16 protein-coding genes are annotated in these 15,595 nt (G+C 63.2%); 7 read left to right on the plus strand and 9 right to left on the minus strand.

Annotated elements, in window-relative coordinates; translation table 11 throughout:
• The first annotated feature begins 82 nt into the window (after positions 1 to 82).
• The 4 genes from QWE_RS05265 (at position 83) to QWE_RS05280 (ending at position 4,376) form a co-directional block, all read left to right on the plus strand.
• The gene (locus QWE_RS05265) at positions 83 to 1,486 is read left to right on the plus strand and encodes an aminotransferase-like domain-containing protein (protein WP_006725054.1); all 1,404 of its coding nucleotides are present in this window, start codon (positions 83 to 85) and stop codon (positions 1,484 to 1,486) included.
• 69 nt (positions 1,487 to 1,555) lie between these two features.
• Positions 1,556 to 2,575, plus strand: a complete 1,020-nt coding sequence (locus QWE_RS05270) for an ABC transporter substrate-binding protein (protein ID WP_006725055.1) — start codon at positions 1,556 to 1,558, stop codon at positions 2,573 to 2,575.
• A 23-nt stretch (positions 2,576 to 2,598) separates the two neighbouring features.
• The gene (locus tag QWE_RS05275) at positions 2,599 to 3,609 is read left to right on the plus strand and encodes a FecCD family ABC transporter permease (protein WP_040299563.1); all 1,011 of its coding nucleotides are present in this window, start codon (positions 2,599 to 2,601) and stop codon (positions 3,607 to 3,609) included.
• Positions 3,606 to 4,376, plus strand: a complete 771-nt coding sequence (locus tag QWE_RS05280) for an ABC transporter ATP-binding protein (RefSeq protein WP_006725057.1) — start codon at positions 3,606 to 3,608, stop codon at positions 4,374 to 4,376. The genes QWE_RS05275 and QWE_RS05280 overlap by 4 nt, the downstream gene beginning before the upstream one ends.
• 26 nt (positions 4,377 to 4,402) lie before the next feature.
• Here the strand turns inward: QWE_RS05280 and QWE_RS05285 are convergent, their stop codons facing one another.
• On the minus strand, positions 4,403 to 5,266 hold the full coding sequence (locus QWE_RS05285; RefSeq protein ID WP_006725058.1) for a helix-turn-helix domain-containing protein: 864 nt from the start codon (positions 5,264 to 5,266) through the stop codon (positions 4,403 to 4,405).
• Positions 5,267 to 5,426: 160 nt separating this feature from the next.
• On the opposite strand from QWE_RS05285, the gene QWE_RS05290 reads away from it, so the two are divergent.
• The 3 genes from QWE_RS05290 to QWE_RS25455 all read left to right on the plus strand — a co-directional run bounded on the left by QWE_RS05290 (position 5,427) and on the right by QWE_RS25455 (position 7,825).
• On the plus strand, positions 5,427 to 6,341 hold the full coding sequence (locus tag QWE_RS05290) for a DMT family transporter (RefSeq protein WP_006725059.1): 915 nt from the start codon (positions 5,427 to 5,429) through the stop codon (positions 6,339 to 6,341).
• Positions 6,342 to 6,481: 140 nt separating this feature from the next.
• A complete protein-coding gene (gene rsgA, locus QWE_RS05295; protein WP_006725060.1) occupies positions 6,482 to 7,504 on the plus strand; it encodes a ribosome small subunit-dependent GTPase A in 1,023 nt (340 codons plus the stop codon).
• A gap of 153 nt (positions 7,505 to 7,657) precedes the next feature.
• The gene (locus QWE_RS25455; protein WP_006725061.1) at positions 7,658 to 7,825 is read left to right on the plus strand and encodes a hypothetical protein; all 168 of its coding nucleotides are present in this window, start codon (positions 7,658 to 7,660) and stop codon (positions 7,823 to 7,825) included.
• 140 nt (positions 7,826 to 7,965) lie between these two features.
• Here the strand turns inward: QWE_RS25455 and pheT are convergent, their stop codons facing one another.
• The 8 genes from pheT to QWE_RS05335 all read right to left on the minus strand — a co-directional run bounded on the left by pheT (position 7,966) and on the right by QWE_RS05335 (position 15,594).
• On the minus strand, positions 7,966 to 10,389 hold the full coding sequence (pheT, locus tag QWE_RS05300; RefSeq protein WP_006725062.1) for a phenylalanine--tRNA ligase subunit beta: 2,424 nt from the start codon (positions 10,387 to 10,389) through the stop codon (positions 7,966 to 7,968).
• Positions 10,386 to 10,676: a DUF2442 domain-containing protein gene (locus QWE_RS05305; protein WP_006725063.1), complete on the minus strand. Its 291-nt coding sequence runs from the start codon at positions 10,674 to 10,676 to the stop codon at positions 10,386 to 10,388. The genes pheT and QWE_RS05305 overlap by 4 nt, the downstream gene beginning before the upstream one ends.
• A gap of 84 nt (positions 10,677 to 10,760) precedes the next feature.
• The gene (pheS, locus tag QWE_RS05310) at positions 10,761 to 11,846 is read right to left on the minus strand and encodes a phenylalanine--tRNA ligase subunit alpha (protein WP_006725064.1); all 1,086 of its coding nucleotides are present in this window, start codon (positions 11,844 to 11,846) and stop codon (positions 10,761 to 10,763) included.
• Complete coding sequence (locus QWE_RS05315) at positions 11,839 to 12,711, minus strand: BUD32 family EKC/KEOPS complex subunit (RefSeq protein ID WP_006725065.1); 873 nt, start codon at positions 12,709 to 12,711, stop codon at positions 11,839 to 11,841. Before QWE_RS05315 ends, pheS begins: the two co-directional genes overlap by 8 nt.
• 98 nt (positions 12,712 to 12,809) lie before the next feature.
• A complete protein-coding gene (gene rplT / locus QWE_RS05320; RefSeq protein ID WP_006725066.1) occupies positions 12,810 to 13,214 on the minus strand; it encodes a 50S ribosomal protein L20 in 405 nt (134 codons plus the stop codon).
• 37 nt (positions 13,215 to 13,251) lie between these two features.
• On the minus strand, positions 13,252 to 13,455 hold the full coding sequence (gene rpmI / locus QWE_RS05325; protein WP_006725067.1) for a 50S ribosomal protein L35: 204 nt from the start codon (positions 13,453 to 13,455) through the stop codon (positions 13,252 to 13,254).
• A gap of 154 nt (positions 13,456 to 13,609) precedes the next feature.
• On the minus strand, positions 13,610 to 14,932 hold the full coding sequence (locus QWE_RS05330; RefSeq protein WP_006725068.1) for a sensor histidine kinase: 1,323 nt from the start codon (positions 14,930 to 14,932) through the stop codon (positions 13,610 to 13,612).
• Positions 14,929 to 15,594 (minus strand): response regulator transcription factor, encoded by a 666-nt coding sequence (locus QWE_RS05335; RefSeq protein WP_006725069.1) that lies wholly within the window; start codon positions 15,592 to 15,594, stop codon positions 14,929 to 14,931. Before QWE_RS05335 ends, QWE_RS05330 begins: the two co-directional genes overlap by 4 nt.
• Position 15,595: the final 1 nt, after the last annotated feature.

The raw sequence follows: 15,595 nt of genomic DNA on the forward strand, positions 1-15,595 counted from the left end.
AACTGTATTGATGACAAAGGCCATACAGATGAACGAGCGCGTTCAACCACCCGAGATGCCGGCCTCAAGGACGGCGCAGGTCATGGCCGACATTCGCAGCCGCATCGGTTCGGGCCAACTGGTACCCAACGACCGACTGCCCTCGATCCGCCGGCTGGCTGCGGAGCTTTCGGTATCGCCCTCCACCGTCGTCGAGGCCTATGACCGGCTCTCCGCCGAAGGGTTGATCCGCCCGCGCCCGGGCTCCGGCTTCTTCGTCACCGAGGCTGGCCGCACGCCCGCACCCCTCGTCCGCCTCGAGCCGCCAAGGCCGCCGGAGGTCGACCCCTTCTGGGTGGCGCGTCAGGCGCTCGATGCCGATCCCGGCACATCGAAGCCCGGCTGCGGCTGGCTGCCGCCGGACTGGATGCCGACCGCGCTTTTGCATGCCGGCCTGCGCAACGTTCTGCGCCAGGCGACCAGTCTCACCACCGATTACAGCCCCTCGCGGGGCAGTGCAGCGCTCAGACGCTTTGTCGAAACCCGGCTGCGTCAGCAGTCGATTCCGCTTTCCGAAGATCAAGTTCTGCTCACAGGCTCTGCCACTCAGGCGCTCGATCTCGTCTGCCGGCTGCTTTTGCGCCCCGGCGACCGGGTGATCGTCGACGATCCCTGCTACTTCAATTTCCAGACGCTGCTCCGCGCCCATCAGGCCATCGTCATCCCCGTGCCCTATACGGAAAATGGCCCCGACATCGCTGCCTTCGAGGCCGCCGTCGCGCGGGAGGCACCGCGGCTTTATCTGACCAATTCCGGCCTGCACAATCCGACCGGGGCAACGCTCTCGCCGCAGGTTGCCTTCCAGTTGCTCGGCATTGTCTCGCGTTCGGACATGCTGGTAGTCGAAGACGACATCTTCACTGATTTCGAGCCTGAGCCGGCGATCACGCTTGCGACGCTCGATGGGCTTTCCCGCGTCATCCGGATCGGCAGCTTTTCGAAAACCATCTCGGCTTCGCTGCGCGCCGGCTTCATCGCCGCAGATCCAGAGCGCATCCAGCTGTTGACCGACCTGCAGGTCGCGATCCAGTTCGGCGGTCCAAGCCAGGTCGCGACCGAGGCGATCCACGGCGTGCTTTCGAGCGGCGGCTATCGCAAGCACCTCGAGCAGCTGCATCGCCGCCTCGACACGGAACGACGCGCGGTGGGGATCCGGCTCGGGGATCTTGGTATCCATCCCTTGCTCATGCCCCGTGGCGGTCCGTATCTCTGGTGCCGGATGCCTGAAGGGGTCAGTTCCACGGCGCTTGCGCAGGCCGCCCTGCCGCAGGGCGTGGTGCTGGCGCCAGGCAATGTCTTCAGCCCCTCGCTGTCATCGGACGATTTCATGCGCTTCAACGTCGCGCATATGGGCGATGCTCGCCCTTTCCGGGTGCTGGAACGGGCATTGAAGACGGTAGCGCAACCGGCAAATCCGGCTGTTGACGCGGGTAGCGCGTTAACATGACTTTTTCTATCTTGTTTGCAAATGCGTTTGGGAGTAGGTGGCTGCCATCGTGTTTCGCAGGATCCTCCCATGACCAAATTCTCTTCCGTACTGCTTGCTGCCGGCGTCGCTGCCCTCGGCTTTCTGGCGACGTCCGCCTCGGCGGCAACGCAATATCCGCTGACGATCAAGAACTGCGGCGTCGATGTCACCTTCGCCAAGGCGCCGGAACGGGCGATCGGTCTTGGCCAGAACAGCGCGGAAATCATGCTGCTGCTCGGCCTCGAAGACAAGATGGCGGGCACGGCCTTCTGGCCCAGCAAGGTGCTACCGGAACTGGCCGAGGCCAATGCCAAGGTAAAGCTGCTCACCGTGGAGTTCCCGACCTTCGAAGCCATTCTCTCTGAGAACCCCGACTTCGTTGCCGCTGCCCTGCCGAGCCTGATTGGCCCGGACAGCAAGGTCGCCAAGCGCGAAGACTTCACCAAACTCGAGATCCCGACCTATCTTTCGCCGAGCACCTGCCTGGAGAAAAAGGACGATACCGATCTCTACGGCGCCCGTGACAAGCTCTGGAGCATGGACAGCCTCTATCAGGAGATCGACGAACTCTCGCAGATCTTCGACGTTGCCGATCGCGGCCAGGCGTTGATCGCGGACTTCAAGGCCCGCGAGGCAGCTCTTCGCGCCTCCGTGCCGGCCTCGGACGAGAAGCTTTCCTATGTCTTCTGGTTTTCCAGCCAGTCGCCGTCTGCCGATGCCTATCTCGGCGGCAAGAACGGTGCATCCGGCTATATCGCCGACGTACTCGGCGGCGTGAACGCAATCGACACGGAAGCCGAATGGCCGGCGCTCGGCTGGGAGAGCATCATCGCTTCCAACCCCTCCGTCATCGTCGTTGCGAGCCTCGACCGCAATCGCTGGGAACTCGACAAGCCGGAAGCCAAGATTGCCTTCTTGACCTCTGATCCGGCGACCAGCCAGATGCCGGCCGTCAAGAACAATGCCATCGTCGTCATGGACGGCCAGGCCATGAACCCGACGATCCGCACCATCTACGGCGCCGAACAGGTTGCCGAGCAGCTGAAGGCACGCGGTCTGATCAGGTGAGACAGTCGGCGGGTACAGCGCAGGTGTTTCGCGTTTCAGCGCTGATCGCGCTGGCGCTGACTGCCGTCGTCTTCGTGGTGGCTTTGAGTGTCGGGATCGGTGACCTGCCGATCCCGATCACCACCACCTTCCTTGCGATCTCCAACAAGCTCGGCTGGACGACAGCCGAGCTCAATCGCATTCATGAGGCCGTGATCTGGGATTACCGGCTGAGCCGCGCGCTCGTCGCTGCCTTCTGCGGTTCGGGGCTGGCGATCTCGGGCGCAATCATGCAGTCGCTGCTGCGCAACCCGCTGGCCGAGCCCTATGTGCTCGGCATTTCGGCGGGTGCATCCACGGGGGCGGTCGGCATTGTCATCCTCGGCTTCGGCTCAGGTGCTGTCTCCCTCTCGGCCGGCGCTTTCGCCGGCGCTTTCGCCGCCTTCCTCTTCGTCGCGCTCCTCTCCAACGGCACGCGTGGCGGGGCCGACCGCACGATACTCGCTGGCGTCGCCGCCTCCCAGCTTTTCAACGCCGCAACCTCCTATGTCGTGACGACTGCCGGCAATGCCCAGCAGGCGCGCGACGTGATGTTCTGGCTGCTCGGCAGTTTCGGCGGCGTGCGCTGGCCGGAATTCATGCTGGTCTCTGTGGTCGTCGGGCTCGGGCTGATCGCCTGCCTCGCCTATTCCCGCATCCTCGACGCCTTCGCATTCGGCGACGAGGCCGCCGCCGCACTCGGCGTGAATGTCGGCCGCGCCCGGCTCGCGCTCTTCTGTCTGACCGCACTTCTGACGGCGACTATCGTCAGCATGGTCGGCTCGATCGGTTTCATCGGCCTCGTCATCCCGCATGCCGCCCGCTTCCTGGTCGGACCGCTGCATATCCGCCTGCTTCCGGCCTGCGCGATCGGCGGGGCCATCTTCATGGTGCTCGCCGACATCGCCTCGCGCGTCCTGGTGCCGCAGCAGGTACTGCCAATCGGCGTCGTGACCGCGCTCGTCGGCGTGCCGGTCTTCTCGATCATCCTCTATCGTTTTCAGCGCCCGACATGAGCATCACGGCCGACACCATCACCTGGAAGATCGGGTCGAAGATCATTCTCGACCAGGTGAGCTTTGCCACGCGCCCCGGCGAGATGCTCGGCCTGCTCGGCCCCAATGGCTCCGGCAAGACATCGCTGCTGCGGCTGCTGGCAGGATTGAAGCGTCCTCACACGGGCGCCATCAGCCTCGACGGCCAGGACATCCAGTCGATCTCCCGCAAGACCATGGCGCAGCGCGTCGCCTTCGTGGAGCAACATGCGACGACCAATGCCAATCTGAAGGTCGTGGATGTCGTCAAGCTCGGTCGCTTTCCGCATCGTTCGATGTTCTCCGCTTGGACTGCCGAAGACCAGACAGCCGTCGAGCAGGCGCTGAAGCGGGCCGGCATGGTGGCAAAGCGGGACCATAGCTGGCAAAGCCTCTCCGGCGGCGAGCGGCAGCGGGCGCATATCGCCCGGGCGCTGGCGCAAGCCCCCAAGGAAATCATCCTCGACGAACCGACCAACCATCTCGACGTGCAGCACCAGATCGCGCTTCTGTCGCTGATCTCGGATCTGCCGCTCACCAGTGTGATCGCCCTGCACGACCTCAATCACGCGGCCATGTTCTGCGATCGGCTCCTGGTGCTGAAGGAGGGCCGCATCGTCGCCTGCGGCACGCCGGAAGAGGTGCTCACGAAACAGCTGCTGCGCGATGTCTTCTCGATCGACGCCCATGTCGAGCCATCGGCGCATCATGGCCGGCCGCTGATCCAGTTTACGCGGACGATCCGCTAGGCCGAGGCGACCGCAGAGCGCCTCGCTCAGCCGCTGACCGCCCGGCGATAGGCCGACGGCGTCGTGCCGGTGACTGCCTTGAACATCCGCGTCAGATGGCTCTGGCTGCTGAAACCGCAGGCGGTTGCGATCTGGGCGATCGGCTCGGCGCCGTCAAGCATGCGCCGGGCGCGGTCGATGCGGCGGTTGAGGATGAAGTCATGCGGGGAGACGCCGCAGCTTGCGCGAAACATCCGCTGCAGATGGAATTCGCTCAAGCCCCCGACCTTCGCCAGATCCTTGAGCGTAATCGTCTGGTCGAGGCTCGTCTCGATATGGTCGACCAGACGCCGCCGCAGGACGGGCGCCAGGCCGCCGCGCAGTACCGGACGTCGCTCGCCGCCATAGCGCGGATCGGCAAAGAGCTGCTCGACCGCCGCAACGATTGCCTGTTCGGCGAGCAGCCGGTTGCCGTCCTGCGTGGCAGTGGCCAGATGCACCAGCGCTTCTGCCAGTTTAGGTGCCTCGTCGAAGGTCGCTTCCGGCAGAAGCATCAGCCGGGCATCGCGGTCGAAGGTCTCGGAAAAGAGTCGGCGCAGCTCGTCGTCGGCGACGTAGAGATGCACGAATTCGAAGTTGTCGGTGATCTCCCATTCCGACGAGGCCCCCTGCGGCATGATGCAAAGCGCGCCCGGCCAGCCGGCGATGCTGCCGGCATCGATGCGCCGCGTGCCGTCGCCGCCGCGCAGATAGCAACTGAAGGTGTGGCCGTCGGTCCGCTCGTAGCGCATGCGGTCATGGCTGTTGCGCCAGATCGCCGCTCCCCTTCCCTCGCCGAGGTCAAGCTTCTCCCCACGCTCGGCACGGGACGAGGCGGACAGGGAGCCGAAAACGGTGGCAGTGTGCAGCATGGAGTACCTTCAAGAGATCGCCTCGCATTCTAGCGCGGTTTGTGCGCTGCGCCATCGGCAATCGAGCGGCCGGCCCTTGCAGCAGAAGTTCACCGCAAGATCGTGCAAGAACGTGGGGCATCTCGGGCGTTACGTGCCTTTTGAAAGCGAGGCGCATCCCATGACCAATCTTCTTCTCTTCTCGTCCACCGTGCTGATCTGGGGCACGACCTGGATTGCGATCGCGCTGCAGATCGGGCCGGTGCCCGTGCTGGTCTCTGTATTCTATCGCTTCGCGCTTGCGGCCCTCGTGCTTGTCGGCGTGCTGGCCCTCACAGGTCGCCTGAAGGTGCCGACGCTGAAGCAGCAGCCCTTCATCCTTGTCCAGGCGCTGTCGCTCTTCTGCTGCAACTTCCTCTGCTTCTACCACGCGGCAAGCTATGTGCCCTCGGGGCTGATCTCCGTCGTCTTCTCGCTCGCCACCGTCTACAACGCCGTCAATGCCCGGATCTTCTTCGGTGATGTGATCAAGCCACGCACGCTGGTCGCAGCCGGTCTCGGCGCCACCGGGCTTGCGCTGCTCTTCGGGCCTGAGATCTACATCGCCGTCAATCCGGACAGCTGGAAAGGCATCGGGCTTTCGGCGCTCGGCACGCTGTTCTTCTCCTTCGGCAATATGGCCTCCCGCCGCAACAGCGCTGAAGGCATCGCGCCTGTTACCGCCAATGCCTGGGGCATGAGCTATGGCGCGATCGCACTTCTTCTCCTGATCGGCTTGACCGGCACGCCGATCGTGCTGCCGCCGAACCAGACCTATCTCGCCGCCCTCGTCTATCTCTCCGTCATCGGCTCGGTCGTCGGCTTTACCACCTATCTGATGCTGGTCTCGCGCATCGGGTCGCAGAAGGCCGCCTATGCCACCGTGCTCTTTCCCGTCGTCGCGCTGACGCTGTCGAGCCTTTACGAGGACTATCACTTCACGCCGCTCGCCATGGTGGGTCTGGCGCTGACGCTTGCCGGCAATGCAGTGATGTTCGCTCGGCTGCCACGCAGACAGCCTGTCATCGCCATCGAGCCGGTGGAACTCAAGGCTTGACCTCATATCCGGCACCTGCGACGGATGACGCGGACGATTTCCCGCGTCAGCAGCGACTTTCTGCGCTATGAGAAGCGTCAATCTCTGATCTCAACGCTGAAAGTGCCCATGGCTCCACGTCCTGCCCCGGGGTTTCGCCCTTGACCGCCCTCAACGACACCGCCTCGCTCGCGCGGCTCGGCTTCAACGCTTTCTTCGCTAAGCAGGTGACGGCTGACGAGGCCGACCTCCTGGTGCGCCGCATCTCCTCGGTGCATCGCGACCGTCTGGAGGCGATCGACAGCACCGGAGCCGTGGAGATCGAGCTTCCACCCAACAGCAATACGGCCGATTTTGCCGTGGGCGACTGGGTTCTTGCCGCCCCCTATACCGGTCTGCTCGTGCGCCGCCTGGATCGCCAGACCGTGCTGCAGCGACGGACCGAAGGCGCCTTCGGCCAGCAGCTCGCCGCCGCCAATGTCGACACGCTGTTCATCGTCACCTCCTGCAATGCCGATTTCAACGCCGCCCGGCTGGAACGCTATCTGGTGATGGCCAATGAGGCGGGCACACGGCCTGTCATCGTTCTGACCAAGGCCGACACCGTGGACAATGCCTCCGTCTATGCGGACGAGGCCAAGGGCCTTCAGCGCGATCTGCCCGTGGTCATCGTCAATGCCCGATCGCCTGAAGCCATCGATCCCCTGATGCCTTGGTGCGGTCCCGGCCAGACGGTGGCGCTCGTCGGATCCTCCGGCGTCGGCAAGTCGACGCTGGTCAACACGCTCGCCGGCCACAACGGAGAGACTGCGCAGAAGACCGGCGCGATCCGCGAGCATGACGCCAAGGGGCGGCACACGACGACCGCACGTTCCCTGCACGCGATCGCAAGCGGCGGCTGGGTGATCGACACGCCCGGTATCCGCACGCTCTATGTCAGCGACATCACCGACGGCATCGACACGCTGTTTGCCGAGATCACCGAGCTTGCGCCGCATTGCAAGTTCCGCGATTGCAGCCATTCGCATGAAAAAGGCTGCGCCGTGCAGGCGGCGATCAAGGAGGGCACGCTCGATGCCGAGAGGCTCGAACGCTGGCGCCAGCTTCAGGCGGAGAACCGCGACCGCACCCCCGTTTATTCGGGACCAAAGGGGAACAAGACCCTGCGCAAGAAGAAGTATTGAGCTTTCGGTCGCTTATCCCTACATAGGGGGTACAGACGACGCTCTTCGCACGCGTCGCGTCCGCTCGCCATCGGCGCGCTTTTATTCCCCGTTTACCCGCGACATCTAAGGCTTCGGCATCCTGCCGGGGCATTTCCAGAATTGGAGACCAGCATGGCAGACGACAACACCAGCACTGCTCCCGCAGCCGCCAAGGGCTATGAGCCCATCCCCTTTGCCAAGAAGCATCGCATCTCGGTCGAAGACGCCAAGGCGATCCTGGCAAAGCACGGCAGCGACCGCAAGTCCGCCGACAAGGAAGGCCGTCGCGTCAGCCTTTGAGGTTTGACGGCGAAGCCCGACCTTCCTGATGGTCCATGACCATCGGATTCAAATCAATAAGCCCTTTCCCTGACATGCAGGGAAAGGGCTTTTTTCTTTGTCTCATCGCAAGCGGACCAAGTCCGACAGCCATCACACGATCAGGCGCGTAGCGTTCCGCCCGTCGACTTCTCGACATTGCCGACGATCTTCTTCGTCAGCGCATCGAAATCCTCGTCGGTCAGCGTCTTGTCTGCCGGCTGGATCAGCACTTCGATCGCCACCGACTTCTTGCCCTCACCGACGGATGCGCCTTCGAAGATGTCGAAGACGTTGACACCCGAGATCAGCTTGCGATCGGCGCTGGTCGCCGCCTTGATGATCGCGCCCGCCTCGATCGCCTTTTCGACGACGAAGGCGAAGTCGCGCTTCACCATCTGGAAGGGCGAAAGCTCGAGCGCCGGCTTGGTGCGGGTCGCCTTCTTTTTCGGCTCCGGCAGGGCGTCGAGATAGATCTCGAAGCCGCAGAGCGTGCCGGAAATGTCGAGCGCTTCCAGCGTCTTCGGGTGGAATTCACCGAAGGTGCCGAGGATGACCTTGGGGCCAGCCTTGATCGTGCCGGAACGGCCCGGGTGGTACCATTCGGGGCCACCCTGCTCGATCTGCACATTGCCCACCGGAATACCGCAGGCTTCGAGCACGGCGAGCGCATCGGCCTTGGCGTCGAAGACGTCGACCGGCTTGCCGCCGCCCTTGGCCCCATTCGACCACATGCGGCCAGCCCCGGCGATCGAGGCCGTGCCACGGCGCACGCCACCGGCGACGCGACGCTGGGTGTCGGGCGTGTCGCCCTCATAGGTGCCGGAGACTTCGAAGATCGCCACATCGCCAAAGCCGCGGTCGGCATTGCGCTGGGCAGCCGTCAGCAGGCCCGGCAGCAGCGAAGGCCGCATATCGGACATGTCAGCCGCAATCGGGTTGACCAGTTTCAGCGACGGCTGGCCGCCGCCGAAGAGAGCGGCGTGTTCGGCCGGAATGAAGGACCAGGTGACGGCTTCCAGCATGCCGCGCGAGGCGAGTGCCCGGCGCGCCGTGCGGGTACGGATCTGCAGCGTGGTCAGGATCTTGGCATTGACCGAACCGGTCGGCGGCAGCGGTTCCGGCTTGATGTTGTCGACGCCGTGTACGCGCATGACTTCTTCGACGAGATCCGCCTTGCCATCGACATCAGGACGCCAGGACGGTACCGAGACCTTGGCGTATGTCTCGTCGCCCGACAGGATCTCGAAGCCGAGGGCTGTCAGGATCTGGCGCGATTCCTCGTTGGAAACGGTGAGACCGGTGAGGCGCTTCACTTCCGCATAGGGGAAGTCGACGACCTTCTTCTCAAGGCCCTTGTAGCCGACGACCCTCTTCTCAGCCGCGACACCGCCGCACATCTCAAGCACCAGCTCCGTGGTGCGCTCAAGGCCGGGAACCATATATTCCGGATCGACGCCACGCTCGAAGCGGTAGCGCGCATCGGTGATGATGCCATGGGCGCGGCCGGTCTTGGCGATGTTAATCGGATCCCACAGGGCGGATTCGATCAGCACGTTGACGGTGTTCTCGTCGCAGCCAGAATGCTCGCCGCCCATGATACCGCCGATGGATTCCGGACCGTTGTCGTCAGCAATGACGACGTTGTTCGGGTTCAGCTTGTAGGTGCGGGTGTCGAGCGCGAGGATCTCCTCGCCTTCCTTCGCACGACGGACAACCAGCGCGCCCTTGACCTTGTCGGCATCGAAGACATGCATCGGACGACCCTGATCGAAGGTCATGTAATTGGTGACGTCAACCAGCGCCGAGATCGGACGCAGGCCGATCGACAGCAGACGCTGCTGCATCCATTTCGGGCTCGGGCCGTTCTTCACGCCACGCACCAGACGATAGGCGAAACCGGGGCAGAGATGGTCTTCGAGCTCGAGTTTGACCTCAACCGGGGTTTCACCCTCGACCTTGAAGGCGGGCGCCTTCGGGGCCTTGAGCGTGCCAAGGCCGGAGGCGGCAAGATCGCGGGCGATGCCGAAGACGGAGGTGCAGTCCGGGCGGTTCGGCGTCAGGTTGATTTCGATGACCGGGTCGTCGAGACCGGCGTAAGATGCGAAAGATGTGCCGACAGGCGCATCCTCGGGCAGGTCGATAATGCCGTTGTGGTCGTCGGAAATGTTGAGCTCCTTTTCGGAGCACATCATGCCATGGCTTTCGACACCGCGGATCTTGCCGACGGAGAGCGTCACGTCGATGCCCGGTACATACGTGCCTGGACGCGCGAGAGCACCAATCATGCCGGCGCGGGCGTTCGGCGCGCCGCAAACGATCTGCACAGGCTTGCCGTCCCCGGCATCGACCGCCAGAACCTTCAGGCGATCGGCCTCGGGGTGCTTTTCCGCCGTCAGGATCTTGGCAATGACGAAGGGCTTGTAGGCCGCCTTGTCATCAACATCCTCGACCTCGAGGCCGATGGCCGTCAGCCGCTCGCAGATGTCCTCGAGCGAGGCCTCGGTTTCCAGGTGATCCTTCAGCCAGGAGAGTGTAAATTTCATTGTCTCGTTCCCATCTGCATCTTGCCCAAAGCGTCCAGCGGTCGCACGCCTGACGCCTGCTTGCCGAGGAGCATGCTGACCACCGTCACATCGAGATCGATGTCGGGCCAGTGGATGCTCGACGGCATGAATTCCACGTTGTTCCGCTCCACTGGCATCGCCTCCTGAAGGGGCGGATACCACCAGACCGGAACACTGACGATACGACCGTCCGTCAGTTCCACATGCAAGAGGTCGTCATCGCAAAGCAGATCGACCGGTCGCATGTTGTCGAGATGTTCAATCACGTCGCATTGCCTTCATTCACAAGGATGGGGCAGCCTCCACCTGCCCCGCCCATCTGGCCGTCTCAGCAGCCAGTCATTCGCAGATCAGCTGCTCAGACCGCCAAACAGCGTCGGTACATCCAGCGGGCGGAAGCCGTAATGGCTCATCCACCTGACATCAGCGTTGAAGAAGTCGCGCAGATCCGGCATGCCGTATTTCAGCATGGCGATGCGGTCGAGGCCCATGCCCCAGGCGAAGCCCTGATACTCGTCCGGATCAAGACCGCCCGCGCGCAGCACATTCGGATGGACCATGCCGCAGCCAAGGATTTCCATCCAGTCCTTGCCCTCGCCGAACTTGACGATCGGGCCCGAGGAACGGTCACACTGGATGTCGACCTCGAAGCTCGGCTCCGTGAAGGGGAAGAAGGACGGGCGGAAGCGCATGGTGACGCTGTCGACCTCGAAGAAAGCCTTGCAGAATTCTTCCAGGATCCAGCGCATGTGGCCAACATTCGCCGTCTTGTCGATCACGAGGCCTTCGACCTGGTGGAACATCGGCGAATGGGTGGCATCCGAGTCCTGGCGATAGGTCTTGCCCGGGATGACGATGCGGATCGGCGGCTTCTGGGCTTCCATGGTACGCACCTGCACCGGCGAGGTATGCGTGCGCAGCACCTTACGCTCACCGTTTTCATCCGGCTGCAGGAAGAACGTGTCGTGCATCTCGCGGGCCGGGTGACCCTCGGGGAAGTTCAGCGCCGTGAAGTTATAGTAGTCCGTCTCGATATCGGGACCTTCGGCGATCGAGAAGCCCATGTCGGCGAAGATCGCGGTGATCTCGTCGATGATCTGGCTGATCGGGTGGATACGACCGCGTTCGGCGGGCGAGGAACGGACGGGCAGCGATACATCCAGCGTCTCTGCCTTCAGGCGGGCATTGATCGCCGCATCCTTCAGCGCCGTCTTGCGGGTTCCGATCTCCTCGCCAATCTCGTTCTTCAGGGCATTGATCGCCGCACCGCGCGTCTGGCGCTCTTCGGGGCTCATCGTGCCTAGCGTCTTCAGGAGCTCCGAAACGGAACCCTTCTTCCCGAGCGCAGAAACGCGCACCGCCTCGATCGCCTGCTCGTCGCCGGCTGCGGCGATCTCGGCAAGCAGCTGTGCCTTCAAAACGTCTAGTTCAACCATCTTGTCCTGCCTTGGCGGTGTTCGGGCTCTCCGCCCTGTCGAGCGGGGCCTGCATCAGAAATTCCGTAGCCATGATGAAGCGTCGCAGATCACTACCCATGTGCACGCGGCCGATCAACCGTGCGAGCGGCAAAATTCGACTGGCGACTGAGGCCAAAGTCCGCAATTCCCGGCGGGTTGCCACCGGAGCATGGCGAAGCCAGGCGTCGAGTGCGGCCGGGCAGGTCTTGTCGGGGGACGCGGCAAAGGATGTGACGACGAGAAAATAGAGGAGTACGTCCCGGGCCTGCGCCGTTTCCAGCGGCATGACGGAAGCTGGATCCTCCTCGAAGTCCATGAACCCGACGGCGCCGTCTGCCAGGAAAAAGTCGCGAACATGCGGTCTGCCGTGACTGAGCCCCGCGGCATGCACGCGACCGAGCGCCTCGGCGCCCTTGACCAGAAAGGCGTCATGGGCACCAGCGTCGGCGCGCACCCGTCGCATGTGTTCGGCAATCGTCGGTCCTGCATCGGCCATGACCATGGCCGTGGCCGAGGCATAGACAAGCCGAGGCACCGGAAATCCGGCCTTGCCGAAGGCGCGCAATCGCTCGATTTCGCGGGCCTGCATGGCCTCGGGCGCCAATTGCGGCGAGGGCCGGAGAAACGGCAGGCGGAACAGTGCGGCAGCCAGCCCCTGCAGGGCAACGAACACCGGCATGACCTTGCTGCCCTGGCGTTTTATCCAGAGGCGGCGACGCGGCAGATCGAGGCGCTGTACCCGACCGTCGCTTTCGACGAGCGCCCGCACGATTTCCGCAATTTCATCGTCATGGAGATCCCGTTCACCCATTGGCGCACCGGATCTCTCTGCCAGAGAGGCCATATGCATTCCTCGCCGCTGTTACGGCAAAACGAAAACCCGCGCCGGACGTCCAGCGCGGGTTTCCCAATCCAAAGTCAAAGAAGTCTGGGAAGCGCTGGTTACTTGACCGCGCTTTCAAACTCGTTGGCGGTGCCTGCGTCCTTGAGGTAGGCAAGCGCCTTCTTGGAAGCTTCGACGAGCTTCGCGAAAGCAGCCGGCTCATGGATGGCGAGGTCGGAGAGGACCTTGCGGTCGACTTCGATGCCAGCCTTGTTCAGACCGTCGATGAAGCGGCCGTAGGTCAGGCCGAATTCGCGGACAGCGGCGTTGATACGCTGGATCCACAGAGCGCGGAAGTTGCGCTTGTTGTTCTTGCGGTCGCGGTAAGCAAACTGCTTCGAACGATCGACGGCAGCCTTTGCTGCGCGGATCGTGTTCTTGCGGCGGCCGTAGAAGCCCTTGGCCTGCTTGAATACCTTGTTATGCTTGGCGCGGGAAGTTACGCCACGTTTTACGCGTGCCATGTCATGATCTCCTTAATTGTCCAACAGCGAGCGGGTCTCAGAGACCGTTCGGCAGGTAGTTCTTGATGACCTTCTTGCCGTCAGGTTCAGCCAGAACCATCGTGCCGCGGGCATTACGAATGAACTTGTTGGAACGCTTGATCATGCCGTGGCGCTTGCCAGCAGCAGCGGCGAGAACCTTGCCGGACGCCGTGATCTTGAACCGCTTTTTCGCGGACGATTTCGTCTTCATCTTGGGCATTTTGCTACTCCATTGTTCTTGTATCGAAACAGGCTGACGAATGCCCGTTTTCAAGCATAAAGAACGGCCACGGCATGCCCTGCCGGACCGTTCGGACGCGCGCTTATAACCGCAGACCCGAAAAAGCGCAACGGGTGGCAGGCGGAATCTTCCGTTAATGGCCAGCCGGCAAAAGCAAGCTCACCCTGAGGCCGCCTGTTGCGCCCCGGGAAACGGCGATCGCGCCGCCATAGGCGGTGAGAATATCGGAGGTGATCGCCAGCCCGAGCCCGGTACCTTCGCCTTCGACCAGATGAACACCACGGGCAGTAATCTCCGGAAGCGCCGCCTCGGCGACACCCGGACCGTCATCTTCAACATCGAGCCGAATGTATTTGCCGTCACGCTCGGCGGCTACGACGATCTCTGTTCTGGCAAAGTGCGTGGCGTTGTCGAGCACATTGCCGAGCGCTTCTGCGAGGTCGGCCGGATCCATGTCGACGGTCAACTGATCGTCGAGAGCGAGCTTCCAGGTGACATCGCGCGCCGTGGTGACGGGCGCCAGAACCGAGATGAGCTTGCCGGTGAGCGAGGCGAGACCCGTTTGCGCCATCTGCTCGACGCCAAGTCGGGCCGATTGCAGCTGCCGGTCGGAGCGCTGCCGGATCAGATCGACCTGCTGGCGGATCATGCTACGCTCTCGATCTGGCAAATTGTCTGCGAGCTGCAGGAGAACCGTCAGCGGCGTCTTGAGGCCATGGGCAAGGTCGCTCGCCCTTGCACGAGCGCGCTCAACGGCCGTTTCCCTCTCCTTCAGGAGACCATTGAGCTCCGTGACCAGCGGACGAAGTTCGGTGGGCCCGGCATCGGGCAATTGGTCGGTCCGTCCGGAACGAACCAGGGAGAGCCCCTTTTGCAGTCTCGACAGGGGTGCAAGACCAATGCCGATCTGCAGGAAGGCTGCGGCGAGCAGGACCGCCGCCGTTAGCACCAGCATGATCGTCATGGCACCGTGAAACTCCGAAATGGCATCGTCGATCACCTTGCGGTCGAAGCCGGCAAGCAGGGTCAGCGGACGGCTGCCCTCCGGTGTTTCAAGCTCCACCTTGCGCAACTGGACCAGAAGTGGCTCGCCATCCGGCCCCTCCCCCTGCCGGAAACCATAGGCGCCATCCACCAAGGTCTCGGGCAGCAGCTCGACATCCCAGAGCGAACGCGAGCGGAAGACCAGACCGTTTCCACCGATCACTTCCCAGTAGAGGCCGCTACCCGGCAGTTCGAAGCGGGGATCGCTCGGTGCGTCCGTCATGCGCGCAATGCCGCCGGAAAACTCGACACCGGCTGCCAGCTGATCGATGATCGCCGACATATCGGCGCGATAACGGTCGGCCACGTAGTTGGTGAAGATCCGGCCCAGGCCGGAGGCGACGAGAAGCAGAACGAAGGCAATCGCAAGAACGGCGCCGATGAACAGACGCAGGCGCAGCGACTGTCTCATGCCTCTTCGCCGGAGAGCGTGTAGCCGAACCCGCGGCGGGTGGCGATGGCAGAGGGATGGGTCTTGCGACGGATACGCGCAATCATCGCCTCGACGGCATTCTTGGCCTGCTCGTCGTCTCGGCCCTGAACCTGACGGGCGATCTCGATCGGATCGAATACCTTGTGCGGCTCGGCAATGAGCATGGAGAGCAGCCGATACTCGAGCGGGGTAAGCTCGATCGGCCGGCTCTCGAAGGTCACGCGACGCGAGGTGTCGTCGAGGACGAAACCTCCGGCCGATGCGGTCGTCTTTGCGCGGCCATGGGCCCTTCTGAGCAAAGCCTTCAGACGAGCGATGAGCTCCTCGCTGCGGAATGGCTTGGGCAGATAGTCGTCAGCGCCCGCCTCGAAGCCGTCGACCCGTTCCATCCAGGAGCCGCGTGCGGTCAGGACCAAGATCGGAACCTCGACACCGCCGGCGCGCCAGCGCTTCAGGATGGACAGGCCATCCATGCCAGGCAGGCCCAGGTCGAGGATGATCGCCTGATAGTCGCCCGTTTCGCCCTCGGCCCAGACATCGGGCCCATTGTTGAAATGTTCGATGATGAAGCCCTCCGCCTCCAGCTTCGAACGTGTGTGGTCCGCAATGGTCTGGTCGTCCTCCGCGAGCAGAATGCGCATG

The organism is Agrobacterium albertimagni AOL15 (assembly GCF_000300855.1).
Taxonomy (GTDB): Bacteria; Pseudomonadota; Alphaproteobacteria; order Rhizobiales; family Rhizobiaceae; genus Allorhizobium; species Allorhizobium albertimagni.